The following is a 24,697-nucleotide window of genomic DNA, read 5'->3' as shown; positions in this document are numbered from 1 at the left end:
AAATGAAGCATCCTAAGGGGATGTACAATTTGAAAACTCACAAATTTACAAAATCTTTTAAAACTTCTTTTTACAAGAGGTTTTTTAAATATATTTTAACAAAACACAGATACCCAGAGTTGTATGAAATCTCAAGATATTAGAGCTAAATTTTTAGATTTTTTTAAATCAAAACAACACGAAATAGTTCCTTCAGCACCTATGGTGTTAAAGAACGATCCTACTTTAATGTTTACCAACGCTGGTATGGTGCCATTTAAAGAGTTTTTCTTAGGAAACTCAACTCCTAAAAATGGTAGAGTTTCTGATAGCCAAAAATGTTTACGTGTTTCTGGTAAGCACAACGATTTGGAAGAGGTTGGTTATGACACCTACCACCACACCATGTTTGAGATGCTAGGTAACTGGAGTTTTGGTGATTATTTTAAGAAAGAAGCTATTGCTTGGGCTTGGGAATTACTAACTGAGGTTTACAAAGTAGATAAAGACATTTTGTACGTAACTGTATTTGAAGGTGACGAGAGTGACGGTACAAAAATGGATCAAGAGGCTTACGATATTTGGAAACAATACATTGCTGAAGATCGCATCTTAATGGGTAACAAAAAAGATAACTTCTGGGAAATGGGTGAACAAGGTCCTTGTGGTCCGTGTTCTGAGATTCATGTTGATATTCGTTCCGCTGAAGAAAAAGCTAAGGTTGATGGAAAATCGTTAGTAAACGAAGATCATCCTCAGGTTGTTGAAATCTGGAACTTGGTATTCATGCAATACAATCGTAAAGCTGATGGTTCTCTAGTAGAACTTCCAGCGAAACATATCGATACTGGTATGGGATTTGAACGTTTATGTATGGTATTACAAGGTGTTCAATCTAACTACGATACTGATGTATTTACTCCTTTAATTCGTGAGATAGAAACAATTACTGGTACTAAGTACGGAAAAGATGAAAAAATTGATATTGCTATTCGTGTAGTTGCTGATCACGTTCGTGCTGTTGCTTTTGCGATTGCAGATGGTCAGTTACCTAGTAATAACGGTGCAGGTTATGTAATACGTAGAATTTTACGTCGTGCTATTCGTTACGGATTTACTTTCTTAAACCAAAAAGAGCCTTTTATTTATAAGTTAGTAGAAACCTTAGCACATCAAATGGGAAGTGCATTCCCTGAAATTAGAAAACAAAATACTTTGGTACACAATGTAATTAAAGAAGAAGAAACTTCTTTCTTACGTACATTGGATCAAGGACTATTATTATTAGATCAAGTTATTGCAACTACTAATGGTAAAACTGTATCTGGTAAACGTGCTTTTGAATTATATGATACTTACGGATTCCCTCTTGATTTAACGCAGTTAATTGCTCGTGAAAAGGGGTATGAAATTAATGAAGAGGAATTTAATGCTGGTATGAAAGCTCAAAAAGAGCGTTCTCGTGCAGCTTCTGCTAGTGAAACGGGTGATTGGGTTACTTTATTAGATGATGATGTTGAAGAGTTTATCGGGTACGACATATTAACTACTAATGTAAAACTAACTCGCTACAGAAAAGTTAGTACCAAAAAAGGCGGTGACCAATATCAACTGGTATTCAACATGACTCCTTTTTATCCAGAAGGTGGTGGACAAGTTGGTGACAAAGGATATATTGAATCTCCTAATGGTGATATTATTTATGTGCTTGACACCAAAAAAGAGAACAATGTTATCATTCATTTTGCTAAGAATTTACCTAAAAACTTACACGAAACTTTTAAAGCTGTTGTAAATAAAGAACATAGAAGTTTAGCTGCTAGTAATCACTCAGCTACTCACTTATTACACCAAGCGTTACGTACTATTTTAGGAGACCATGTAGAACAAAAAGGTTCATTGGTGAGTCCTGATTATTTACGTTTTGACTTTTCTCACTTTTCTAAAGTAGACAATGATCAACTAGAAGCTGTTGAAGAGTTTGTAAACGCTCGTATTCGTGAAAATCTTCCATTACAAGAGCAAAGAAATATACCAATGCAACAAGCTATTGACGAAGGTGCTGTAGCTTTATTTGGAGAAAAGTATGGAGATAGTGTTCGTACCATCCGTTTTGGACAATCTATGGAATTATGTGGAGGTACGCACGTACAACAAACTGGTGATATTTGGTATTTCAAAATAAAATCGGAAGGTGCTGTTGCTGCTGGAATTAGAAGAATCGAAGCAATTACTAATGTAGCTGTTGGCGATTACTTTGAAGATGTTGAGCGCAACTACGATGCAGTAAAACAATTATTGAAAAACCCTAAAGACGTTGCTAAATCAGTAAGTAGTTTACAAGATGAAAATGCTTCTTTAAAAAAGCAAGTTGAGCAACTATTAAAGGATAAAGCTAAAAACATGAAAGGCGAACTTAAAAACCAATTACAAGAGGTAAATGGAGTTCAGTTTTTAGCAACTAAAGTAGATTTAGATCCTAACAGCATTAAAAACTTATTATTTGAGTTAGGAGGAGAAGTTAACAATTTATTTGTGGTATTTGCTACCGCTCCTTCTGCTGAAAAAGCAATGTTAACGTGTTATATTTCTAAAGATTTGGCTAATGAAAAAGGCTATGATGCTGGAAAGGTTGTTAGAGAGTTAGGAAAACTAATCCACGGTGGTGGAGGTGGACAAAATTTCTTTGCAACTGCTGGTGGTAAAAACCCTGGTGGAATTCCAAAGGCATTAGAAAGAGCAAAAGACTATATCGCTTAATACATACTAAAAAGGTTCAGAAAATTCTGAACCTTTTTTTTATTTCAGTGCGTTTTTATATGTACTTATCGCTCGTTCTCTCGCAAACTTGTGCTCTACCATAGGTTGTGGGTAAGTTAATTCATCAAAGTCTTTTACCCATTTTCTAACATATTGTAAATCTTTATCAAACTTTTTTAACTGTGATTCTGGGTTAAACACTCTAAAATACGGAGCTGCATCGCAACCCGTACCTGCTGCCCATTGCCAATTTCCGTTATTTGCTGACAGGTCATAATCCAACAGCTTTTCTGCAAAATATGCTTCTCCCCAACGCCAATCTATTAATAAATGTTTGCATAAAAACCCAGCAGTAATCATTCGTACTCTGTTGTGCATGTATCCTGTTTCATTTAACTCTCTCATTCCTGCATCTACCATGGGATACCCTGTTTTACCTTCACACCATTTTTTAAACTCTTCTTCATTGTTTCTCCAAGGAACTGCATCGTACTTTTGTTTGAAATTCTGGGTAATTACTTTTGGAAAGTGATATAAAATCTGCATAAAAAACTCACGCCAAATCAGTTCACTTAAAAAAGTTTGATTGGTTTTTAAAGCAAAACGAATCATTTTTCGTGTACTAACCAATCCAAAACGTAAATAAGGTGATAAATACGAGGTTTTATCTTGCGAGGGAAAGTCTCTCACCTCATCATACGAATCCAAATTAGATAGGTTGTATGGTTTTACTTTAATCGTACTTTCTTCAAAACCTATGAAAGCTAATGATGGAAATTCAGATAAAAACTGATAAAAATTAGCAAAGTCTATCGTAAAGTCTTGCGTATCTTTCTTTTCTGAGAAGTTTTGTAACCATTTATTCTTATAAGGTGTGAAAACTGTATACGGAGTTCCATCATTCTTTAAAACTTCGTTTTCTTCAAAAATTACTTGATCTTTAAAAGCATTAAATATTATTCCTTTTGATACTAAAAAGTCTTCTACTTCCTTATCTCTTTTAGTCGCGTAAGGTTCGTAATCTTTATTTGTGTAAACTTCTCCAATTGTATATTCTTCAGTTAGTTTTTTCCAAATTGCTAACGGTTTTCCTTTTTTAACTACCAGAGAAGATTGATGCTTTTTCAGCTCTTCATCTAAGTTTTGCAAGGTTTCGTAAATAAAAGTTACTCGAGCATCATTTTTAGGAAGGCTTTCTAAAATATCTTCATCAAAAATAAATAACGGAACTACTTTATTACCTGATTGTAGCGCTTCATACAAACCTTTATTATCTTCTAAACGTAAGTCTCGACGAAACCAAAAAATAGATGCTTTATCTTCCATTAAATAATTTTTCTAACGTACTATAGCGATGTTCAAAAATTTCTTTTAACTGCCTTTTTATAAAGATTGATTGGGCGATATGTCCTAAAAAACCAAAAGGTATCTTGTATGAAATTTTGTCTTTCATTAACGTTTTTCCATTTGGCAACTCTTCAAACCAGTGTTCATGATGCCACATGCTATAAGGACCAAATCGCTGTTCATCTATAAAAAATTGTTGTTCTTTTACTTGTGTAATTTCGGTAACCCAACTAGACTTAATACCTGGTAAAATTCCTACTTTGTAGGTAATTATTTGTCCTGCATAGGCTTTTTTATCAACCTCTGAAGTAATTTGAAACCCCATATGTGAAGGGGTTATTTTTTGCAAATTTCCTGGAGCACTGAAAAATTCCCATGCTTTTTCTAACCGAACGTTTAATATTTGTTCAGTAGATAAGGTATAAATACCCGAATGCTTTTTAAATAGTACCATTGTTTATTTTACTTTTTTCCAGACTTTGTCTGAGTTAAGTTGAAAACTGCCAACAAAATTGAAACCACATTCATTGGGGCTTAATATTGATAAGAATAACGTGTTTTTTTCTTTTCTATACAAATGATAGACCTTACCTACAATTGGCTCAAAGTTAAATTTAGCACTATAAATAAGCTCATTATATTGATACTCTTTTACAAGATTGTTGTATTGTTGTTTTATTTCTTCAAAAGATGCTAAAAATTGAGCGTTTGCCTGGTAAATGTTTTGTTTTTTCCAGCTTATTGAATTACTTTCTTTAATAACTGGTGCTGTAAAATTAGTTGCATATGGTTTTAAATACGCATCATATTCATTTGTTTCCTCATTAAAAACTACATTATCTGGTTTTTTCTTCATTTTTTATATTAATTTGGTAATTTTCTTACTCATTGGTTTGGTTATTGAGTAAAAAACATTAATTAACTTTCCTTCTTCATCTACCAAGTATTTTTGAAAATTCCATTTTACTGAAGAACTCATTTTTCCATTTTTATCTTTTTGTGTTAACCATTGATATAACGGGTGTTGATTTTCTCCTTTAACTTCAATTTTTTCTGTCATAGGAAAATCTACTCCATAGGTTACACTACAAAACGATTGAATTTCTTTTATTGTTCCTGGTTCTTGGCCTCCAAATTGATTACAAGGTAATCCTATGATTACTAATTTATCTTTGTGTTTTGAATACAGTTCTTGCAAACCTTCATACTGATTGGTAAAACCACATTTTGATGCTACATTTACAAATAATATTTTTTTCCCTTTAAACTTGTTAAGGTCTAAGTTTTTTCCATTAATACCTTCAATATTTATGTCGTATAACGATTCTTTAGGAGTTACTGTTTGCGCTTTACCTGATAAACTAAATAGTGCCATGATTAAGAATATTTTTACTGTGTTCATTTTATTGAATTGCTATTTTTATGATTTCTAACGAAAAATCTTCGTCTTTTTTATTTCCTATTAAAATTGCTACCTCTTCTATTTGATTATCAGAGAAATTACCAAAATTTAACTTTCTACCCCTAAAGGTAAGATAAAATCCTGTTAATGGTAATGTAATTTCTTGTTCTTGTGTATTTGTTCTAAATACTTGTACGTATGAGTAACGTTGAGACTCATTTGATTTTAATCGTAGTTGATATTGTTTACCATCTCCTTTTACTTTTAATACAATTTTTGAATGTTGTTTGTTTAAACCTATGGCTATTGGCATTCTTGTCATCGAAAATCCACCATTATTTTCAGTAGATACTTTCCCCGAAAAGATTAAGTTTCCCTTATCATTAATTTTTACAGCTGATGTAGAAATTCCTCCCATCACAGTATCATTAACAACATACCAATTTTGGGTGTTATTATCTTTATCAAAAATTATAATTTCATCATTTAAACACATAAGAAAACTTAAAATTAAAAGCCATTTCATTATTTACTTTTTAAATTTTAATACTTACAATTCCTGCATCTACAGGAATTACTTGTCCAGTAATTGCTGATGCTTCGTCAGACAATAAATAGGTAGCTAAACTAGCTACTTCTTCTGCTTTTAGGTATTTTTTTAATGGGTGTCTGTTCTGCATACTCTCTTGTTGTTTTTCATTTCGTAATAAGCGAGCTGCTAAAGGTGTATCAGTAACCGTAGGAGCAATTGCATTGAATCTAACTTTCGTAGCGTATTCTGCTGCCAACGATTTGGTTAACCCTTCTACTGCTGATTTACTAGTTGCTATGCTTGCATGATAAGGCATTCCTAAAAATGACGCTACCGTACTAAATAACACTACACTTCCATTGTTTTGAGTTAGCAAACTTTCATAAGATTTTAGCGTTTTAATTGCTCCAAGAACGTTAATATCTAAATCAGATTGAAAGTCTTCTAATTTTAATCTTGAAAAGGATTTTAGATTAATGCTTCCGGGACAATAAACTAATCCATGAACTTTTTCTAATTCTGGAAGTTCGTCTTTGGTAACATCGCATGCATAATGTTTTATATTTTCAATATTAGACGGTGCTGTTCTACTAATGTTAATTATTTTATGTGTGTGTTTTAATTTGGTTATTATCGCCTTACCAATACCACTACTACCACCAACTACAACAATTGTTTTCATAATCGTCCTTTTAATCGTTTTTCTACTTTTTGTTTAACAGTTGTTATGCGTTTCATAACATCCATCAACTTTTTATCTTTACTCTTTTTATACACTTCATTAATTGATAAAATAATTTCTTTCGCTTTCCTTGATGCTAAAATTTTTTCATTTCTTGTTTTAAAAGATTTGTAATTTTTCTCAAATTCTAAAGCTTCTTGAAGTAAGTTTATTGTACTCATTTTAAATAATTTTGAAGTTCAACAATTTTTTCTGAGGTATTAAAAATGCCTCCATAAAAACAGGTAACTGTTGATGACGAATCATCTTTAACTCCTCTAGAAGAAACACATAAATGCTTTGCATCTATAATTACAGCTACGTCTTCTGTTTGTAATATCTCTTGTAAATCTCTGGCTATTTGATTAGTTAAGCGTTCTTGTACTTGGGGTCTTTTAGCATAAAACTGAACAATTCTGTTTAATTTTGATAAGCCTATAACTTTTCCTGATGAAACATAAGCCACATGTGCTTTTCCTATTATTGGTACAAAATGATGTTCGCAATTAGAATAAAACTGTATGTCTTTTTCTACCAACATTTGGTTATATTGGTACCTATTTTCAAACAATGCTATTTTAGGCTTATTGGCTGGATTTAAACCTGAAAAAATTTCATCTATATACATTTTAGCTACTCTTTGTGGAGTACCTTTAAGAGAGTCATTATTTAAATCAAGCCCAATAGTTTGCATTATTTCTGAAAATAATTGTGCTATTTTTTCTTTTTTTTCCTCATCAGAAATTAAAAAAGCATCTTCTACCATAGGCGTTTCAATTCCTGTATAAATATGATCATCTCCAATTTCTTCAATCGATAAGTTCTTTATATTATCGCTAACAGGGGTATTCAACAAAGTTTCTAGGTGTTTCATAAAGTTTTATTTTAATTTCTAAATGATTATTTATCACTAACCTTAGTTTGTTATAAATTACAATTGCTATATTTTCTACTGTTGGATTGAGTGTTTTAAATTCTTCTACTTCTTTATTTAAGTTTTTATGATCTAAACAATCTATTATTTCTTTTTGTATATGGTTAGATAAAACTTTTGTATCAATTACATATCCTGTGTTTTCATCTACTTCTCCTACAATAGTTACTTCTAACTCATAATTATGGCCATGAAAATTTGGATTATTACATTTGCCAAAAACTTCTTTGTTTTTTGCTTCAGACCATTTCGTATTATGCAACCTGTGGGCTGCATTAAAATGTTCTTTTCTCGTAATAGCCACTTTTGCTTGCTTCATTTATCGTTTTGCTATTTTATTATTACTTATACTTCTTTGTCTCGTACATTTAAACCTTCCTTTATTAAATATTCTTTTTGCTTGATGTTTTGTTCTTTTACCCTGTACTCTTTTCCTCCATAATTTAAAACTTGATGGTTTTAATTCTCTTCGCATTAAATTAATTACTTCTTGTTCTTTTAAGTCAAATTGAAGTTTTATAGCGTCAAAAGTTGTTCGATCTTCCCAAGCCATTTCAATAACTCTATCTATCTCTCTTAATGTCATAAAAAATAACTTTGTGTTGATGTCATTTTCAAATCCATCATTTTTTTTATAAATTTTTTATTCTGATTATATTTATTATCTTTTCTAAACCTAATAAAGTGGTTATCGGAATGAATACTAAAGAATTCATGATTAAAAACCACTATTTTATAAAAAGGTATTACCCAGAAAAAGCGTTGTAATTTATTAGTTATGTTAACTATAATTCCTTTAGGACGTATTTCTATACTTCCATAATTTAAATCGCTAATTGTTGTTAAAATACTTTTAAAGCTTTTACTTACTCCTTCAACAATCATTCTACTTGAACCAACTCCTTTAATTTTTAAAGATTGTAAAAAAGACATAGGTTCTCCTACTAATTTATTGATTTTTAATACACTTTCTTTATTATTGTATGTTATATCAAACAACATTTTTTTATTTAACTACATGTTTGTTTAAAATTCTATAGCTTTCTTTTATCACCTCTGGATCTTTACGCATTTTCCAAATAGTGTCTGAGGCATTTTTTCTAGTTACACCTATATCTACTATTGGTTTTGGGTAATCATTACCAAGAGTAAACCCATACATTTTTTGTTCTAAAGCTGTCATTTTGTATGGTTCGTGCTTAAACGCTAATGGTAATCCTTTAAGTTCTGGTATCCATTTTGAAATAAAAACTGCTTCAGGATCGTGCTCTAAACCATTTTTTACTGGGTTATAAATTCTAATCGTATTAATTCCAGTTTCTCCTGCCTGCATTTGCAACTGAGGAAAGTGAATTCCTGGTTCAAAATCTAAAAACAATTTTGATAAATATTTTGATGCTTCTTGCCATGGTTGCCAAAGATTATGTGTAAAAAAAGACACTAACATAGCTCGCATTCTAAAATTCAAATATCCTGTATGAATTAAACAACGCATACACGCATCAATAAATGGAATACCTGTTTTTCCGTTTCTCCATGCATATATGTATTTTTTAGTAATATTTTTCTTTAACTTATGAAACCCTTTATTGATACTTTCTTGCTCCATTATACATTCCATTTCGAATTTCTGGATGAAATGTGCCTGCCATTTAAGTCTTGAAATGAAAGCATCTATTGCTCTTTTATTTCTTGAACCAGAACGAATACTTATTGCTAACTGATATACCTCTCTTACTGAGATATTCCCCCAAGCAATATAAGGTGACAGCCTGCTGCAGCTCTCTCTTGCTTCTGTTGGCTTTGAAATATTTTTTGCATACCCCTCATACCTTTTGTTAAAAAAACTATGTAAATACTTAAGAGCCGTAGCTCGTCCTCCTTTTTGAAATAGCTTTTCTTCTTCTGTATCTAAATTTACAATTATCAAGTTTTTTGCTATTTCTTTTATTTCTGTTATTGTTACAAAAGAAACATTTGTTGAATCAAATATTATCTGACTTGATTTCATGTAGTTTTCCCAATCCTCTTTCCAACCTTCTCTGTTTTCTCGCCCCCTAAATACTCCATTATGAATATTTTCTTTCCATTCTATTACATTATTCTTACAAAACCTTTTAAAGGTTTTATCTCTATTATAAGTTGCAAGAATACCTGTTTCTATATGAGAGTAGACATTAGTAACATTTGACACCGACATTAAATACCTAAAAAAAGAAAGTACCTCTGAGTTTACTGTTAAAACCTGTGTATTATACAGCAACAACTCTTGGTTTATATCTCGTATAGATTCTTTAACAAAATCCCAATGTCTTTTAGAATAATGTTCGTCTTGTATAATGCTTTCTTCAAAAATATAAACAAATAATATTTTCTTACCTGAAGTTATTGCATTAAAAACAGCCTCGTTATCCTGCAACCGAAGATCTCTTTTAAACCAAACTACTGATATTTCTCCTGTTATTTTCAATCCAATGTGCGCTTTGAATCAAAAATACAATTTTTGTTTAATTAATAAAAGAAATAATTAAACAAAAAGTTAATAGCTATTAATTTTTTGTTTAATTGTTTTTGCTTTTTCTAGAATTTCTGAGAAGTCTTTTGATATTTCCATTTTTTGCAATAAAGTATACATCATACGCATTCGGTGGTTATTTTTCAACTTCTCTTTATTTTTGTAAAGAAACTCCCAATACAAAGTATTATACGGGCACGAATCTTCTTCTGTTTTTGTTTTGTAATTATAAAAGCATTCTTTACAATAATTACTCATTTTATTAATATAACTTGCGCTAGATACATAAGGTTTTGTGGCCACTATCCCACCATCCGCGTACTGACTCATCCCTCTTGTATTTGGTAATTGCACCCACTCTACAGCATCTATATATACTCCTAAATACCAAGCATCTACCTCATCTGGATGAACCTCTAACAATAACGCTAGGTTACCTAAAATCATAAGACGCTGTATATGATGCGCGTATGCATTATTTAACGAGTTTTTTAACGATTGCTTCACACAATTCATTTTTGTTTTTCCTGTCCAAAAAAAATCTGGCAATGAAACTTTATTATTAAAAAAATTCTTTTTTTTAAAATCTTCTCCTAATTGCCAATAAACACCTCTCATATACTCTCTCCATCCTAATACTTGACGAATAAAGCCCTCTGCCTGAGAAACGGCTATTGAAGGTTTCTTATAAAACACATCAACAACCTTCTCTACAACTTCTCTCGGGGTTACTAATTTTAAATTAAGAGCAAATGATAATCGAGAATGAAACAGAAAATCTTGTGATGAATGCATTGCATCTTGATAATCTCCAAAAAACTCTAACAAATTGTCACAAAAAAAATCTAGTTGCTTTATTGCTTGTTCTCTATTTATTGGATAAGTAAAAGTTAATGTTTCTTCTCCAAATGTAACCACTTCTGCTTCATTAAGCTCTTTTAATAATGCTTTACAGTCAATATTAGTCTCATAAGGCAAAGGAACTAATTCATCTTGATTCCATTTTTTTCTGTTAGATGCATCATAATTCCATTTACCGCCAACTGGTTCATTATTTTCTACAAGTATCTTATGCTTTTTCCTCATATAGCGATAAAAATCTTCCATAACTGTTTTCTTTCTACCTTCAGAAAACTCTTTTAACTCATTCCTTGTAGTGTAAAAATGTTCTGTATCATACGATTTAACTGGTATCTGTAAGCTCTTGAGTTCATTTTTAAATTGCACATCTAAACGAAATTCGTCAGGCAACTGATATTCAATTTTTGTAATTGAGTATTTTTTTTGTAATACTTTAATATTTTTTATAAGATTGTGCGTGTTATGCGAATCTGATATTTTAAAATACTCTACTGCGTGACCTTTCTCTTCTAGTTTTTTAGCAAAACTCCTCATTGCTAAGAAAAACCCTACAACTTTTTGTATATGATGTTTTACATACTCCGTTTCTTGCTTCATTTCAAACATAGCATACACTACTTTTTTGTTTTTTTGCTTAAACCAGCTATGAGATTCGTTTAACTGATCACCTAAAAGCACTCTAAGTATTACGTCCATTACTTATCAATCCATTTAGCTCTAAATTCCCCATATTTATCATATGTATTAGCTTGCCATTCTATATCAAACTTTTTACTCTCAGAACTATTTCCTACTCCTGCTATATACATCCAGTTACCATAATTACTGTGCGGATCATAATCTACTAACAAAGATTCAAAGTAGGCTGCCCCAATCCTCCAATCTTGCTGTAAGTTATGTACAAAATAAGATGCTACGTTTTGCCTTCCTCTATTACTCATCCAACCTGTTTTTCTTAACTCTATCATATTAGCGTTTACAAAATCGGATGTAGTATTACCTAAAACCCAATTTTTTATCACCTTATTATCATGAATACTTAGTATCGTTTTTTTCTGAATCCCCCCTAATTTGAAGAAGTCATTTTTGTGATAACGAACTGCATGTTTAAAGAACTCTCTCCATAACAACTCAAAATACACCCAATATGTTGATGAATTTGCCTCATATTCGTCTTCAAATCTCTTTAGTTCTTTATAAATTGTTTTTACACTAATAGATCCATTAGATAACCAAGGTGAAAATTTTGTACTACAATTTATTCCTAATAAATTATTTCGTGTTTTCTTGTAGTCAATCACTTTTTTTGTTTCAAAAAAATAACTTTTCAACCTTACTAATGCTTGCTTTTCTCCTCCTTTAAAAGGAAAAGAATTTCCTAAAAATTTTTCTGCACGAGAACAGTTTGGTATTTCAAAAAATGCCTGAGAATATATATCCTGATAGGGTAAATGATAATTTAACTCTGTGTCTATATCTAATTTTTTTTCAACTTTATTTCTAAAAGATGAAAAAGACAACGGGTATTTTTTGTTAAATAACGTATCTATTTGATGTGGCTCATACAAATATTGATTTGTTACCCTTATCTTTTTTACCTTACTACCAACTACTTTTCTTACTCTCTTTTCTATATCTTTTTCATCACTAGTTTCATCTTCTTGATAAACTAGCGTAGTAATTAAGAAATCGTTTTGAATCTCTCTAACAACGGTTTCTGTTTTTTTTAACCCTACATAAAAAGGTATATTATATTTAGCTAAACTCTCCTTTAATTCTTTTAATGTTTCAATTAAAAAACAAAGACGGAATTTTCCTGTTCTCTCAAAAGAATATTGACGTTTAAAAAACACAGGATCAAACGCATAAAAAGCCACCAAATAACGTTTAGTCGCTATTGCTTCTTTTAACAGTTTGTTATCAAAAACTCTTAAATCATTTCTAAACCAAATTAAGGTGCATTCTTGTTTTTGTTTTTCCTGCATTTTTTACTACAGTATTTTACTTCACTCCAACTAGCTTCCCATTTCTTCCTCCATGAAAAAGAAAGCCCACAAACTTTACAAATTTTGGTTGGTAAGTGCTGTTTTTTCAATTTTAAACAAATTATTTTGACAAAAAATTAATGAGTTGCTTAAATATAAGTCCATGAAACGGTAAAACAGCAAACCAATAAACTCTACCCCATATTCCTTTAGGTCTGAATACTGCTTTTTGATAAAGTAAGCCGTCTTTAATAACATACTCTAACCATGCCTCTCCTGGTAGTTTCATTTCTGCAAAGAGCAATAAACGTTTATTATCTTTATCCGCTAATAACACACGCCAAAAGTCAAGCGCATCTCCTGGCTCTAACTCAGTCGGATCTCTTCTACCTCTACGCAGCCCAACACCTCCAAAAACTTGATCTATAAAACCTCTTACTTTCCATAAAAAAGTAAATTTATACCAACCTCGCTTACCTCCTATTTCCCATATTTTCTTAAGTGTTATGTTTTCATCTGAAACTTTTCTGATTCTTTCATCAATAAAGCACCCATACTTGGGAAGGTTTATGTATTGAAAATATTCTTTTCTAAAAACACCACTTACCTTAGCATCTTTCCAACTTGATATAACGGAATTTTGCGCTATTTTAACAAAAGCTTTTTTTACCGCCTGTTTATAAGTAATAGGTGTTACTTCAATTATTTCATTAATATTGCTTTTACTCCCTATAACCTCAACGGTCATACTATCTACGAGTGATTTTGCCAAATTAAACGAAGTTGAGGTAACAAAGTACAACCAATAAGATGATAGCTTTGGTGATAAAAATGGCACTGAGAATATAATTCTATTTAACTTTCTTACCTCAGCAAACTGTAATAACATTTCTTTATATGTGAGAATTTCTGGACCATAGATATCAAATGATTTATCGTACACTCTCTCTTCTAATAACGATTTTGTTAAGTATGTTAAAACATCTCTTATTGCAATAGGCTGTGTTTTTGTATACAACCATTTTGGAGTTACCATTACAGGAAGTTTTTCTACAAGGTCTCTTATAATTTCAAATGACGCACTACCACTTCCTACTATTATTCCTGCTCTAAAAGTTGTTACTGCATACGTTTTTGATTGTAGTATTTTTTCTACCTCATATCTCGATTTTAAATGCTTTGACAATGAATTATCGTTTACAATACCACTCAAATACACAACCTGCTTACACATAGTTTTTTCTAATAGACTCTTAAAATTATTTGCACAATCCGATTCTAACTTAGAGAAGTCACTACTACTTGTAGACATAGAGTGTATCAAATAATAAGCTGCATCAATATTTTTAGGCAGCTCTTTTTTAGGCTTTAAGAAATCTATTTCTAGAAAAGATATTTGTGTATTATCTTTAAATTCTAATGGAATTCTACGTACATCTCTAACACAGCATACAAGTTCATGCTGTTCTGATAACAGCATAGGTATTAATCTTTTACCTATATAACCCGTTGTTCCTGTGATTAGAATCCTCATTATTATTTTGGTCTTTGATAAGACAGTCTTTTATAATTCTCTGCTACCATATAGGTATCCAACCCATTAATTGCAGCTACTTTTTCTTTTGATAAGTTTAAAAAACCATCTTCTGAAAGCATAGAGTCCTTAAAATACAAATCAGTAACTTCTCCTAACACTAAAATAGTTCCATTAACTTTTATATAATGCTCTTCTAAAAACTTCATTCCTATTTGTAAGGGTGATTCCGCAACAAAAGGAGCATAAAAACCATTCTTAAACTCTTCTGACAATGTTGTTTTATCAAATTCTGAAATCTCTGACGGGTATTTAGCAGAAGTATGATGTGCCTCCTCAATCATTACTTCATTAATAGCATTAATAGTATAATACCCTGTTTCTTTTATATTGTTATACGTATTCCTAACAACGGTTGTGGGACGTAATACAAACCCTAAAATTGCTGGACTTGAACCATAATGCACCACCGAACTAAAAACTGCAACATTGGTTATATTATCAGTTGATTTTGTTGCAATAAGGTTTGCTGGTTTATAACCAGAAATACTGTTCATCAAGTTTATTTTATACAGATGAGGAAACTCGTCTATTTGCTGACGTGTAATATGCATTATATCGTATTAAAATTATTAATTTTTACCTTGTTTGCTTTTAAATCGTGCATTAGGTTATATAAACCAAAAAATGTTCGATTAATGTAAATGAAGTGTTTTGATCCTCTATTTCCGTTCATCTTTTTAAGCTCGGTACTCTTGGCATATTTCTGACCTAAATCTGCTATTTTCCCGAAGAACTCCTCATCTGAAAAATCAAATTCTTCTTGCTGAAAAGGTTGTGTAAAGAGTGATAACATTTCATAAAACAATGCTTTAAAAAAGGTTATTTCTTCTGGTGTATCATCTTTTCTCAAGATTTCTAACTCATAGAGTTTACTTTCAAAAAAAGCTGGATTATCTATATTTTCTCTTTTTGCTAGTTCGAAATAAGGCACATAAAAACTTTCAGGAACTTCTTTCATACATCCAAAATCGATAACAATCAATTCATTTGATTTAGACACTAAAAAATTCCCTGGATGCGGATCTGCATGTACCTTTTTTAGCTTGTGCATTTGATACATGTAAAAGTCCCACAAAGCTTGCCCTAGTTTATTTGCAACATCTTCAGGTTGCTCATTTTTAGTAAACTCTGACAGGTGAACTCCATCCATCCAATCCATCGTTAAAATTCTATCTGATGACAAATCTGAATAGTATTTTGGAAATTTTAAGTTTGGAATATGTTTACAGGCATCTGCAATTTCATTACTCTGCGCAAGTTCTAATTCGTAATTAGTTTCTTCCAAGAGCTTTTCTTCAACTTCTTTAAAATATTCATCTGAACCTTCTCCTTTAATGTTAAACATTTTCATCGCAATAGGTTTCACCAATGCTAAATCGGTTGAAATACTATCAGCAACCCCTGGATATTGAATTTTTACAGCTAGTTCTTTTCCATCTTTAGTGGCTTTATGAACTTGTCCTATACTTGCTGCATTTACTGATTCTGCTGTAAACGTATCAAAAACTTCGTTTGGTGTTTTACTGAAGTATTTTTTAAACGTTTTGATTACTAAAGGTCCTGATAATGGTGGAACTGAAAATTGTGATAATGAAAATTTTTCTACGTAAGCATTGGGCAAAATATTTTTTTCCATGCTTAGCATTTGTGCTACTTTTAATGCTGACCCTTTTAGTTCTTTTAATCCATCGTAAATATCAGCAGCATTATCTTCATTAAGTTGCTTTTTAGCTTCCTCTTCTGATTTAGTGATTTTATTGCCGTAGTACTTGGCATAATTTACACCAACTTTCACTCCTGTTGAAACCAACTTGGTAGCTCGTTCTATTTTTGACGTAGGTATTCTGTTTAAGGTTTTCATGTCATTGGTGATTTTTCCTTCCACAAAAATTTCGCTAAATCAATCACACTTTTTACAGGTGCTATTTGTTGAATATCAAAACTTGCCTTTACTGATTTTTCTATAAATAAATCTGTTTTCTCAAAGTTTGATGACTCATCTTCTATCCAAAACTTTAAAATAAGCAATAGCTGCATCCAATACCCCTCTGCAATAGTTTTATCTTGAATTTTGTTGATTTTATCATTTTTAAAATCAATTTTTTCAAGGCTTATTTCATTTACAAAATGAATAAACTCTGTACGCAGTTCTTGCAATACTTTTAATTTCGAAAAATCTGTTTTTATCCTTTTTAACTGCGCCAATACATACGATCTATTTATTGTTAATAATTCAAAAAAGGTAAAATAGAAACTCAATAGTTTATCTTTTGGCAAATAGTCTTTATAAGCTTCTGTTTTGTGTAGTAAATGAATGGTTTCTTTAGCGAAAATTCCGAAAACAGCTTTTTCTAAGCTTTCAAAGCTTGAAAAGTGTTTATAAAATTCCGCTTCTTCAAAGTTATTTTCTTTCGCAAAAGAAAATATTGAATTCGGTTGACCTGATAATAGTACCGTATTCATATACCATTCTATTATTTTTTCTTGTGTTATGTTCTTTTTTTTGGCCATAGTTTAATTATTTAATACAATATATGCGTTGAGACTAGTTGCAATCGTCATCCATATTAAATATGGAAGTATAAATAGAGTATACCACCTTACTTTTTTTACATACTCAAAAGTGAAATAACCAATAAGTAGCCATAATAAAGCGATTACAACCAAGCCTAATTTTGTTAAATGTTGATTAAAGAAAATATAGTTCCAGCTTACGTTTAAAATCCACTGATCTACATATAAAATGAGTACCTTTTTGTTTAAAAATTCATGCTGAAAACTCACTTTTGTCATGTATACAGAAAACAATACCATAATGATTGTCCAAGCTACTCCAAAAACCCAGCCTGCTGGTGTCCATGGAGCTTTATTTAAAGACAAGTACCAATCTGTTCTTGGCCCTTCATTCATTAACCAAACACCAATACCTAAGGCTGAAAGGTTAGCTATTAAGAATATTAAAAAACGTATGTATTTATTTTCTTTCAAGTTTTCTGTTTTTTAAGAAATTAAAAATTAACTGTACTGAAAATAACATTGTAAATGCATAAAAAGCATCTTCTATAGGTATCGTAAAAATTCTAAAATCTAAATTCTCTGCGTTATTGTACCAAACTACCGGTTCTTCTATAAAGCTTCCTGTTAAAATTCCATTGACTAGTAGAAAAGGAATTAATATTACTAAGAAACTAGGGTAGTATTCTTGCAATGTACTCAAGTGGTTCTTTAACGCATAACCTAACAATAGTAAAAACAGCACAAAATTTACTGTGGTATACCACTTTCCGAAGTTAAAAATCAACAATAAACTCACTAAAACAATGAGGAAAAAGCTTACAATTACTGTCCCAGGTTTTGACATTTTAAATTTTGGAAACAAAAACTTCAACGCTTCATGTGTAAACAAACATGCATAGGGTATACAGAAAAAAAACATCCATTCTTCTATTGGCATATTCAGCAGTTTTAGCGATAAATGATAATCTGGATTAAATCCCCATACTCCCATTTGCGTAAACCAACTGTCCCAGATTAAAAAAAACAAGGCGACTAACAAAATACTAAGCGCTGCTTGTTTGAAATATTGTATAAAGTGTAGTTTTTTTTCAAAAACACTATACAATAGCGGAATACTTAAACTGCCTAGATTTAATATTAGATATAAATACTGACTCACTGTCTTTTATTAAAATATTTAAAGGGCACAAACAACATACCGAAACATTCTCCGTCGTGTTTCCCCAAATGTTTATGATGAATTTTATGTGCTTTTCGCAATCCTTTTAAGTATTGATTGTTTGTTTTGTCGAACCACTTGAACCTTCTGTGAATTAACACATCATGCACCAAGAAATAAGCAATACCATAAAATAATATTCCCAGACCTATGAAAAACAAAAAGTTTAACTCTGGTCGAATTCCGAAGTAAAATAATAATATACTAGGTATTGCAAAGACAACAAAAAAAGCATCGTTTTTTTCAAAAACATGCGGATATCCTGGTTGATGATGATCTTCATGTAAGTACCAACCAAACCCATGCATCACATATTTATGCGTGCACCAAGTAACCCCCTCCATAACAATAAACGTTAGTGTAGTTACTGCTATGTAAATTACTATATTCATAATGATGTATTGTTAATTATATATGTATGTAAATAACTTACACTGTCTTTTTTTTGAAGCACTTCTTTTAAAAACTGCTTGTCTTTTTTAATAGAAGATGTATATCCTAAAACACTTGGTGTATTTTCTTGTATTATTAACCTTAGATACCTTAGGTGAACATTATTAGGATTCTTTAAAATCAACTCTTCTAATTTGTTTTTATTTGTGTTAAAAACTTTTAGTTTACTCCAAGGCATTATTTTATATTTTGCCTGTTTCATTTCAAGAGAAATTATATAGCCTTGAATACTCACTTCTTTACTATTTTTATAATTGGCTATATAGGCTAACTCAGCTTCTTTTGTAACTAATTCATGGTATTTTTTAACATGATTAGGTGCATTATTGAAGCTTATTATCGACATAAATAACAGTACTCCTAAGATACCACTTTTTATCATAAAAAGTTTAATTTATACCTTACATAACTTCTTGCTAGAAGATTAATTTTCATCGGGTTTGAAATTCGAATCCTTGTGTCCATGATTTTTGTTGAAGGTGTATTTTTTAGCTTTTTTAATAGTTTTTTGTAATACCTGTATGCCATATATACTCCAAATTTTGCTTCAACAGGCAACTTTAAAATCCCGTTTTTATAAGCAACATCAAAATCATCTTCTATTTCTTTAATAATTGCATTTTTTCCTTCTGTACTTAAATCTCCAAAATTGATATTTGGAAAGTAAGACCTATTCAATTCGTTAAAATCTTCTTTTAAATCTCTTAAAAAATTTACTTTTTGAAACGCTGACCCTAAACGCATTGCAGGCTCTTTTAGCTCCTCATATTTTTGCTGATTCCCATTTACAAAAACCTTTAAACACATTAACCCTACAACATCAGCAGAACCATATATATATTCATTATACTCTTCTGTAGTTGTATATGCTGTTTTATACAAATCTGCTTTCATACTTTTTAAAAAAGCCTGAACCTGCTTATCAGAAATTTTGTACTTATTTACAGTATGTATAAACGAGTTTAAAATAGGGTTTAAACTAATTCCTCTATTTTTAGATTCGTAATAATCTCTTTCGAACTTTAATAATAATTGTTTCTTATCGTACTGATGAAAAGAATCTACTATTTCATCCGCAAAGCGTACAAAACCATAAATATTATAAATATCTGTACGTATTTTTGGTGATAACATCTTCGTAGCTAACGAAAATGAGGTGCTGTATTTTTGAGTTACTAACTTACTACATGCATAAGAAACCTCATCAAATAATTGTTTCATCTTTATACGTTTTTAAAATTAAATCTGAAGCTATTTTTCCTGAAATTAAAGACGGAGGAACTCCTGGTCCTGGTACCGTTAATTGTCCTGTAAAAAATAAATTCTCTACTTTTTTACTTTTTATTTTTGGTCTTAAAAATGCTGTTTGTGTTAAAATATTTGCCAAACCGTAGGCATTTCCTTTATACGAATTATATTCCTTAATAAAATCATTTACACAAAAGCTTTCTTTAAACAACACATGTTTTTTTACTGATTGATTTGTTAGTCTTTCTAACCTCTCTATTATAATATTAAAATAACGTTCTCTTAGCTCCGGAGTATCTTCTATACCAGGCGCCAATGGAATTAAAAAAGTAGCAGCCTCTTTTCCTTTAGGCGCAAAAGAACCATCTGTAATTGAGGGAAAGCTAGCATAAAATAATGGTTCTTTTGGCCAACAAGGAACATCATATATTGTTTTCGCATGCGCATCAAAATCTGTATCAAAAAACAAGGTATGATGACATACATTTTTTAACTTCTTGTCAAACCCTACATAAAAAAGCAAAGATGAAGGCGCAAATGTTTTTTTATCCCAATAACTTTCTGAATATTGCCTTAAATATTTAGGCAGTAAAGTTTCAGTATGATGATAATCTGCTCCACTTAACACTACATCAGATTTCATTAATTTTCCATCTACCGCAACCCCAACTGCTTCACCTTTATCGTTTACTACAATTTCTTCAACATTTACATTGGTTTGAAATTTTACACCTAAGCTCGATGCTAGTGTAGTCATAGCCTCAATTACTTTATACATTCCTCCTTTTGGGTGCCATGTACCTAAGCCAAAATCGGCATAATTCATAAAATTATAAAACGCTGGGGTGTTACTTGGTTTTGCCCCCAGAAACAACACTGGAAATTCTAAAATTTGAATTAGTTTTTTACTTTTAATTTTCTTTCTTACCTCATGTCTGATAGTAGAAAAAAACTGAAATATCTTTCCCATAGTAACTGGAGTTACCAACTCTAAGGGAGAAACTCCTGGCTTATAAACTAAATCATTTATAGAAACATCATAATTATATTTTGCTGATTTTAAAAAAGACTTCAGGTGTTTTGAACTTCCTTTTTCTTCTTTTTCAAAAACCTCATAAATCTCCTCTAATGTTCCTGGAATTACTATTGAATCTTTTTCTCCAAAGTATACTTCATAAGCAGGGTTTAATCTTTCTAACTCATAGTAATCTGAAGGTTTCTTTTCAAAGTCTGCAAAAAACTTTTCAAAAACATCTGGCATCCAATACCATGTAGGCCCTATATCAAAAGTAAAACCTTCTCTTAATAACTGCCTTGCTCTACCACCAATTGTGGCATTTTTTTCCAAGATTACCACTTTATATCCAGCTTTTGCTAAATAGCAAGAAGCTGATAAAGAAGAGAAACCTGAGCCTATTATATATACCTTTTTTTTCAAATTATTTCTTATAAAGATAATTAAAATTAATTGCGAACAAAAAAATCGCTCGCAATCAATACATTAAATTAAGTTTATGGTAAAAGAACACTATCTACTACATGAACTACACCATTTGTTCCTTGTACATCTGTCAATGAGATTACAACAGATTGTCCTGAACTTGTTTCTAATTTTGCTCCATTTGATAAATCAACAGTCACTATACTTCCATCAAACATTGTGATTTCTTGATTATCACTTAATTCACCTGATTGCACATTTCCTCCAGCAAATACATGATATTTTAACACTGCCTCTAATGTTGCGATTGGAATATCTGCTAACGAGTTCCAAGAATCGTTACTATCTAATAACGCTTGAAATGCATCATTTGTTGGAGCGAATATTGTATAAGGTCCTTCTTGACTTAACAAAGAAACAAAATCAGTAGTATGACGGCCATCTGTTAAAGCTGCAACCAAAGAGGTAAAACTACTATTATTCAACGCTAAGGTTACTACATTAGCTGGCAACATTACCTTATCAATTGTGTGTATAACTCCATTTGAAGCCATAATATCTGTAGCAATTGGCTTTGAATCTCCATTAAACTCTACTGCTCCATCAACTTCCACTTGCAATGACAACATTTCATCGTTTGGACCTGTTGACAATGTATTTACGTAGGTATTGGATAAATCAGCTGCCTTTACCTCTCCACTTATTACATGAAACAACAATACTGACTTTAGTGTTTCTACCGGAATATCATCTAAAGTACTCCACGAATCATTGCTATCCAATAAGTTTTGAAATGCTGTATTTGTAGGTGCTAGAACCGTAAAAGCTCCATCAACTTCCAAAGCCGATACTAAATCTGCTTTTTGTAAAGCAGACACAAGAATACTTAAATTTGCATCTGCAACTGCTGTATCAACTATATTTTTCTGCTTTTCTACCACAGGATCATCATCACTACATGACGTCAAAAGATTAAAACTTAAAAAAAGTCCTAAAAAAAATACCAATGTTAATTTTTTTGATTTCATAATTACACTCTTTAGATTAATTGCATACTCTTTTATTTTTTTAAGTCTGTTTTTCAGCTACCGCAGACTTTGTTTATCTTAAAACAAAAAACATTAAACAAAAAATAGTTTTTGCCAAAAAAATGTGCTTTAATTTTAAAACACACTTCAAAGTTACTTATTTTGTTTAACAAAAACAAAAAAAAGTTAAACACAATATTAAAACCGCTCTAATAACGCCACCAAAGAAGGATACATAGTTATTTTCGCTTTAAAATCAATATGACTAACCGTCATCGCTTTATTTCCTATTGCTATTAGCTCATGATTAGTATTTTCTAACATTTTGTCTATTTCAAAAAAATATTCTTCTACTTTATCTTCATATGGCTGAACAGTCATGGAAGTAATAAAACAAATTTTTGTTTCATTTTTAAAAAAGTAATTTAAGTTATCCAAGGGTAAACTTTGCCCTAGATAAATAGTATTATACCCCCTTAATATGAGCTCATAATTTAAATACATAAGCCCTAATTCATGAATTTCATTTTCTGGAAGAAACAACACATAACTTGTATCTGAGTTATTACTAACGTACTCTAACTTCTCTATGTTAATCTGAATTTTTTGTATGATTAAATTAGATATGAAGTGTTCATGTGCTGGCAATAAGGTATCTGTTTGCCATAATAACCCTACATGATTTAAAAAAGGAATAAAAACATCTTTAAAAACCTCTCTAAAAGTCTTTGTTTTCAACAATCTATTGTAAGCATTGTTAAATAATATTTTATCGAATTGAAACATTGCTAACTTAAAAGAATTAACAGCTTCATCGTTTACTGCCATTTTAAAAGCTAACTCTCTTGCTTTTAAAACAATAGTATCATCAGACATTTCTGCTATTTTGGAAATCTTTATACTATTTTTATTCAACAAGACAACATTTAGTAGTTTCTGTAAATTTTCTGAAGAGTAATAACGAATATTGGTATCGGTTCTCTCTGGCGATAACAGATTGTAGCGTTTTTCCCAAATTCTAATTGTATGAGCTTTTATTCCTGAAATATTTTCAAGATCTTTAATTGTAAAAACTGATTTTATATTGTTCAATGTATTCTTAATTCTTTTGAACAAAGATACGAATTTTAACGAATTACATACCTACACCACTTCTTATGAAGATTTTATACTTATTTTTGATTGTTATTTTTCTTTAAATTTATGAATCTTCAAACGCGAATACGACTTACGAAGCAAAAACATAATCAAATTAATTATCAGTCAAAACTACTTTTACTTGGTTCTTGTTTTTCTGAAAATATTGGCGACAAACTTAACTACTACAAGTTTCAATCAAAACAAAACCCTTTTGGTATTTTATTCCACCCTAAGGCTATTGAAAACTTAATTACAAAAGCATTAAACAAAGAAGAATATACCGACAAAGATGTTTTTTTTCACAATGAACGATGGCACTCTTTTGAAGCACATTCAAGTTTAAGCGCTATAAATAAAAATGGATTATTAAACAGCTTAAATTTATCCATACAACAAACTTTTGAGCAACTACAAAACACCACACATCTTATCATTACACTAGGTACAGCATGGGTATATAGAGAAATTGCCTCGGATAATTTTGTAGCCAATTGCCACAAAGTTCCTCAGAAAAAATTTTTAAAGGAATTATTAAGCGTTCATGAAATTTCTGAAAGCTTAGAAGCTATTAACTCTCTTGTTAAGTCAGTAAATAAAAACATTTCAGTTATTTATACGTTATCTCCTGTACGACATTTAAAAGATGGTTTTAAAGAAAACCAACGTAGTAAAGCACACTTACTTTCAGCTATTCATGAAGTAGCGGAACCGAGAAATGCTATTTACTACTTTCCTTCATATGAAATTATGATGGATGAATTACGTGATTATCGTTTTTATAATGAGGATATGATTCACCCAAATAAAACTGCTGTGAATTACATATGGGAAAAATTTAAACAGGTTTGGATTACAGAAGATTCATGCAAAACGATGCAGCAAGTCGAAACCATTCAAAGAGGAATAAACCACAAACCTTTTAACTCAGAATCTGAAGCTCATCAGTTATTTTTGAAAAAACTACAACAAAAAAAGGAAACACTTTTACAAGCATTTCCTTTTATGAATTTTTAATCTT

General features: G+C 30.8%; 29 protein-coding genes. 2 read left to right on the top strand and 27 right to left on the bottom strand.

Annotated features, from left to right (window positions below; genetic code table 11):
• Positions 1–123 precede the first annotated feature (123 nt).
• A complete protein-coding gene (alaS, locus tag ABHQ57_RS04410; protein ID WP_167713027.1) occupies positions 124–2,739 on the top strand; it encodes an alanine--tRNA ligase in 2,616 nt (871 codons plus the stop codon).
• A 39-nt stretch (positions 2,740–2,778) separates the two neighbouring features.
• Here the strand turns inward: alaS and ABHQ57_RS04405 are convergent, their stop codons facing one another.
• The 27 genes from ABHQ57_RS04405 to ABHQ57_RS04275 form a co-directional block, all read right to left on the bottom strand.
• Entirely contained in the window at positions 2,779–4,065 is a 1,287-nt protein-coding gene (locus ABHQ57_RS04405) for a deoxyribodipyrimidine photo-lyase (protein ID WP_167713025.1), read from the bottom strand.
• A complete protein-coding gene (locus ABHQ57_RS04400; RefSeq protein ID WP_047790034.1) occupies positions 4,055–4,540 on the bottom strand; it encodes an SRPBCC family protein in 486 nt (161 codons plus the stop codon). Before ABHQ57_RS04400 ends, ABHQ57_RS04405 begins: the two co-directional genes overlap by 11 nt.
• Positions 4,541–4,543: 3 nt before the next feature.
• On the bottom strand, positions 4,544–4,942 hold the full coding sequence (locus ABHQ57_RS04395) for a DUF2452 domain-containing protein (protein WP_047790033.1): 399 nt from the start codon (positions 4,940–4,942) through the stop codon (positions 4,544–4,546).
• A gap of 3 nt (positions 4,943–4,945) precedes the next feature.
• Positions 4,946–5,488 carry a glutathione peroxidase gene (locus ABHQ57_RS04390; protein ID WP_167713023.1) on the bottom strand — a complete coding sequence of 181 codons (543 nt, stop codon included), beginning with the start codon at positions 5,486–5,488 and terminating at the stop codon, positions 4,946–4,948.
• Between the two features lies 1 nt (position 5,489).
• On the bottom strand, positions 5,490–6,014 hold the full coding sequence (locus ABHQ57_RS04385) for a CIA30 family protein (protein ID WP_167713021.1): 525 nt from the start codon (positions 6,012–6,014) through the stop codon (positions 5,490–5,492).
• Between the two features lie 10 nt (positions 6,015–6,024).
• Positions 6,025–6,702: an SDR family NAD(P)-dependent oxidoreductase gene (locus ABHQ57_RS04380; protein ID WP_167713020.1), complete on the bottom strand. Its 678-nt coding sequence runs from the start codon at positions 6,700–6,702 to the stop codon at positions 6,025–6,027.
• Positions 6,699–6,914: a hypothetical protein gene (locus ABHQ57_RS04375; protein WP_047790054.1), complete on the bottom strand. Its 216-nt coding sequence runs from the start codon at positions 6,912–6,914 to the stop codon at positions 6,699–6,701. The genes ABHQ57_RS04380 and ABHQ57_RS04375 overlap by 4 nt, the downstream gene beginning before the upstream one ends.
• A gap of 5 nt (positions 6,915–6,919) precedes the next feature.
• Complete coding sequence (folE, locus tag ABHQ57_RS04370) at positions 6,920–7,615, bottom strand: GTP cyclohydrolase I FolE (RefSeq protein ID WP_159508937.1); 696 nt, start codon at positions 7,613–7,615, stop codon at positions 6,920–6,922.
• Positions 7,578–7,994 carry a 6-carboxytetrahydropterin synthase gene (locus ABHQ57_RS04365; protein WP_047790029.1) on the bottom strand — a complete coding sequence of 139 codons (417 nt, stop codon included), beginning with the start codon at positions 7,992–7,994 and terminating at the stop codon, positions 7,578–7,580. Before ABHQ57_RS04365 ends, folE begins: the two co-directional genes overlap by 38 nt.
• The gene (locus ABHQ57_RS04360; protein ID WP_159614246.1) at positions 7,995–8,261 is read right to left on the bottom strand and encodes a TIGR03643 family protein; all 267 of its coding nucleotides are present in this window, start codon (positions 8,259–8,261) and stop codon (positions 7,995–7,997) included.
• The gene (locus ABHQ57_RS04355; protein WP_167713017.1) at positions 8,258–8,677 is read right to left on the bottom strand and encodes a hypothetical protein; all 420 of its coding nucleotides are present in this window, start codon (positions 8,675–8,677) and stop codon (positions 8,258–8,260) included. Before ABHQ57_RS04355 ends, ABHQ57_RS04360 begins: the two co-directional genes overlap by 4 nt.
• Before the next feature lie 4 nt (positions 8,678–8,681).
• A complete protein-coding gene (locus ABHQ57_RS04350; protein ID WP_167713015.1) occupies positions 8,682–10,145 on the bottom strand; it encodes a cryptochrome/deoxyribodipyrimidine photo-lyase family protein in 1,464 nt (487 codons plus the stop codon).
• Positions 10,146–10,214: 69 nt separating this feature from the next.
• Entirely contained in the window at positions 10,215–11,747 is a 1,533-nt protein-coding gene (locus ABHQ57_RS04345; RefSeq protein ID WP_167713013.1) for a cryptochrome/photolyase family protein, read from the bottom strand.
• Complete coding sequence (locus ABHQ57_RS04340; RefSeq protein WP_167713011.1) at positions 11,747–13,036, bottom strand: DASH family cryptochrome; 1,290 nt, start codon at positions 13,034–13,036, stop codon at positions 11,747–11,749. Before ABHQ57_RS04340 ends, ABHQ57_RS04345 begins: the two co-directional genes overlap by 1 nt.
• Complete coding sequence (locus ABHQ57_RS04335) at positions 13,003–13,146, bottom strand: DUF2256 domain-containing protein (protein ID WP_073182036.1); 144 nt, start codon at positions 13,144–13,146, stop codon at positions 13,003–13,005. Before ABHQ57_RS04335 ends, ABHQ57_RS04340 begins: the two co-directional genes overlap by 34 nt.
• An 11-nt stretch (positions 13,147–13,157) precedes the next feature.
• Positions 13,158–14,570 (bottom strand): SDR family oxidoreductase, encoded by a 1,413-nt coding sequence (locus ABHQ57_RS04330; RefSeq protein WP_389862459.1) that lies wholly within the window; start codon positions 14,568–14,570, stop codon positions 13,158–13,160.
• Positions 14,571–14,572: 2 nt separating this feature from the next.
• Entirely contained in the window at positions 14,573–15,127 is a 555-nt protein-coding gene (locus ABHQ57_RS04325; protein ID WP_231128376.1) for a flavin reductase family protein, read from the bottom strand.
• A 56-nt stretch (positions 15,128–15,183) separates the two neighbouring features.
• Positions 15,184–16,494, bottom strand: coding sequence for an AarF/ABC1/UbiB kinase family protein (locus tag ABHQ57_RS04320; protein WP_167713008.1), 1,311 nt, complete (start codon positions 16,492–16,494; stop codon positions 15,184–15,186).
• The gene (locus tag ABHQ57_RS04315) at positions 16,491–17,144 is read right to left on the bottom strand and encodes a TetR family transcriptional regulator C-terminal domain-containing protein (protein WP_047790020.1); all 654 of its coding nucleotides are present in this window, start codon (positions 17,142–17,144) and stop codon (positions 16,491–16,493) included. Before ABHQ57_RS04315 ends, ABHQ57_RS04320 begins: the two co-directional genes overlap by 4 nt.
• A gap of 3 nt (positions 17,145–17,147) precedes the next feature.
• Entirely contained in the window at positions 17,148–17,621 is a 474-nt protein-coding gene (locus ABHQ57_RS04310) for a TspO/MBR family protein (RefSeq protein ID WP_115899996.1), read from the bottom strand.
• Entirely contained in the window at positions 17,608–18,309 is a 702-nt protein-coding gene (locus tag ABHQ57_RS04305) for a lycopene cyclase domain-containing protein (protein WP_167713006.1), read from the bottom strand. Before ABHQ57_RS04305 ends, ABHQ57_RS04310 begins: the two co-directional genes overlap by 14 nt.
• Complete coding sequence (locus ABHQ57_RS04300; protein ID WP_196781604.1) at positions 18,306–18,761, bottom strand: sterol desaturase family protein; 456 nt, start codon at positions 18,759–18,761, stop codon at positions 18,306–18,308. Before ABHQ57_RS04300 ends, ABHQ57_RS04305 begins: the two co-directional genes overlap by 4 nt.
• Positions 18,758–19,204 carry a hypothetical protein gene (locus ABHQ57_RS04295; protein WP_159508953.1) on the bottom strand — a complete coding sequence of 149 codons (447 nt, stop codon included), beginning with the start codon at positions 19,202–19,204 and terminating at the stop codon, positions 18,758–18,760. The genes ABHQ57_RS04300 and ABHQ57_RS04295 overlap by 4 nt, the downstream gene beginning before the upstream one ends.
• Complete coding sequence (locus tag ABHQ57_RS04290; protein ID WP_167713004.1) at positions 19,201–20,043, bottom strand: phytoene/squalene synthase family protein; 843 nt, start codon at positions 20,041–20,043, stop codon at positions 19,201–19,203. Before ABHQ57_RS04290 ends, ABHQ57_RS04295 begins: the two co-directional genes overlap by 4 nt.
• A complete protein-coding gene (locus ABHQ57_RS04285; protein WP_167713002.1) occupies positions 20,027–21,508 on the bottom strand; it encodes an NAD(P)/FAD-dependent oxidoreductase in 1,482 nt (493 codons plus the stop codon). The genes ABHQ57_RS04290 and ABHQ57_RS04285 overlap by 17 nt, the downstream gene beginning before the upstream one ends.
• A gap of 74 nt (positions 21,509–21,582) precedes the next feature.
• A complete protein-coding gene (locus tag ABHQ57_RS04280) occupies positions 21,583–22,539 on the bottom strand; it encodes a fasciclin domain-containing protein (RefSeq protein ID WP_167713000.1) in 957 nt (318 codons plus the stop codon).
• Between the two features lie 198 nt (positions 22,540–22,737).
• Positions 22,738–23,631: a MerR family transcriptional regulator gene (locus ABHQ57_RS04275; protein WP_083574770.1), complete on the bottom strand. Its 894-nt coding sequence runs from the start codon at positions 23,629–23,631 to the stop codon at positions 22,738–22,740.
• 111 nt (positions 23,632–23,742) lie between these two features.
• Between ABHQ57_RS04275 and ABHQ57_RS04270 the strand changes: the two genes are divergently transcribed.
• The gene (locus ABHQ57_RS04270; protein ID WP_167712998.1) at positions 23,743–24,693 is read left to right on the top strand and encodes a GSCFA domain-containing protein; all 951 of its coding nucleotides are present in this window, start codon (positions 23,743–23,745) and stop codon (positions 24,691–24,693) included.
• Positions 24,694–24,697: the final 4 nt, after the last annotated feature.

This window comes from Tenacibaculum sp. ZH5_bin.1 (assembly GCF_042865525.1).
GTDB lineage: Bacteria > Bacteroidota > Bacteroidia > Flavobacteriales > Flavobacteriaceae > Polaribacter > Polaribacter mesophilus.
The sequence above is the reverse complement of the archived record's forward strand: the minus strand, read 5'-3'. Positions and strand labels throughout refer to the sequence as shown.

Coding starts and splice junctions, on each gene's coding strand:
- alaS (WP_167713027.1), top strand. CDS start 124: ATGAAATCTCAAGATATTAGAGCTAAATTTTTAGATTTTTTTAAATCA.
- ABHQ57_RS04405 (WP_167713025.1), bottom strand. CDS start 4,065: ATGGAAGATAAAGCATCTATTTTTTGGTTTCGTCGAGACTTACGTTTA.
- ABHQ57_RS04400 (WP_047790034.1), bottom strand. CDS start 4,540: ATGGTACTATTTAAAAAGCATTCGGGTATTTATACCTTATCTACTGAA.
- ABHQ57_RS04395 (WP_047790033.1), bottom strand. CDS start 4,942: ATGAAGAAAAAACCAGATAATGTAGTTTTTAATGAGGAAACAAATGAA.
- ABHQ57_RS04390 (WP_167713023.1), bottom strand. CDS start 5,488: ATGAACACAGTAAAAATATTCTTAATCATGGCACTATTTAGTTTATCA.
- ABHQ57_RS04385 (WP_167713021.1), bottom strand. CDS start 6,014: ATGAAATGGCTTTTAATTTTAAGTTTTCTTATGTGTTTAAATGATGAA.
- ABHQ57_RS04380 (WP_167713020.1), bottom strand. CDS start 6,702: ATGAAAACAATTGTTGTAGTTGGTGGTAGTAGTGGTATTGGTAAGGCG.
- folE (WP_159508937.1), bottom strand. CDS start 7,615: ATGAAACACCTAGAAACTTTGTTGAATACCCCTGTTAGCGATAATATA.
- ABHQ57_RS04365 (WP_047790029.1), bottom strand. CDS start 7,994: ATGAAGCAAGCAAAAGTGGCTATTACGAGAAAAGAACATTTTAATGCA.
- ABHQ57_RS04360 (WP_159614246.1), bottom strand. CDS start 8,261: ATGACATTAAGAGAGATAGATAGAGTTATTGAAATGGCTTGGGAAGAT.
- ABHQ57_RS04355 (WP_167713017.1), bottom strand. CDS start 8,677: ATGTTGTTTGATATAACATACAATAATAAAGAAAGTGTATTAAAAATC.
- ABHQ57_RS04345 (WP_167713013.1), bottom strand. CDS start 11,747: ATGGACGTAATACTTAGAGTGCTTTTAGGTGATCAGTTAAACGAATCT.
- ABHQ57_RS04340 (WP_167713011.1), bottom strand. CDS start 13,036: ATGCAGGAAAAACAAAAACAAGAATGCACCTTAATTTGGTTTAGAAAT.
- ABHQ57_RS04330 (WP_389862459.1), bottom strand. CDS start 14,570: ATGAGGATTCTAATCACAGGAACAACGGGTTATATAGGTAAAAGATTA.
- ABHQ57_RS04325 (WP_231128376.1), bottom strand. CDS start 15,127: ATGAACAGTATTTCTGGTTATAAACCAGCAAACCTTATTGCAACAAAA.
- ABHQ57_RS04320 (WP_167713008.1), bottom strand. CDS start 16,494: ATGAAAACCTTAAACAGAATACCTACGTCAAAAATAGAACGAGCTACC.
- ABHQ57_RS04315 (WP_047790020.1), bottom strand. CDS start 17,144: ATGGCCAAAAAAAAGAACATAACACAAGAAAAAATAATAGAATGGTAT.
- ABHQ57_RS04300 (WP_196781604.1), bottom strand. CDS start 18,761: ATGAATATAGTAATTTACATAGCAGTAACTACACTAACGTTTATTGTT.
- ABHQ57_RS04295 (WP_159508953.1), bottom strand. CDS start 19,204: ATGATAAAAAGTGGTATCTTAGGAGTACTGTTATTTATGTCGATAATA.
- ABHQ57_RS04290 (WP_167713004.1), bottom strand. CDS start 20,043: ATGAAACAATTATTTGATGAGGTTTCTTATGCATGTAGTAAGTTAGTA.
- ABHQ57_RS04280 (WP_167713000.1), bottom strand. CDS start 22,539: ATGAAATCAAAAAAATTAACATTGGTATTTTTTTTAGGACTTTTTTTA.
- ABHQ57_RS04270 (WP_167712998.1), top strand. CDS start 23,743: ATGAATCTTCAAACGCGAATACGACTTACGAAGCAAAAACATAATCAA.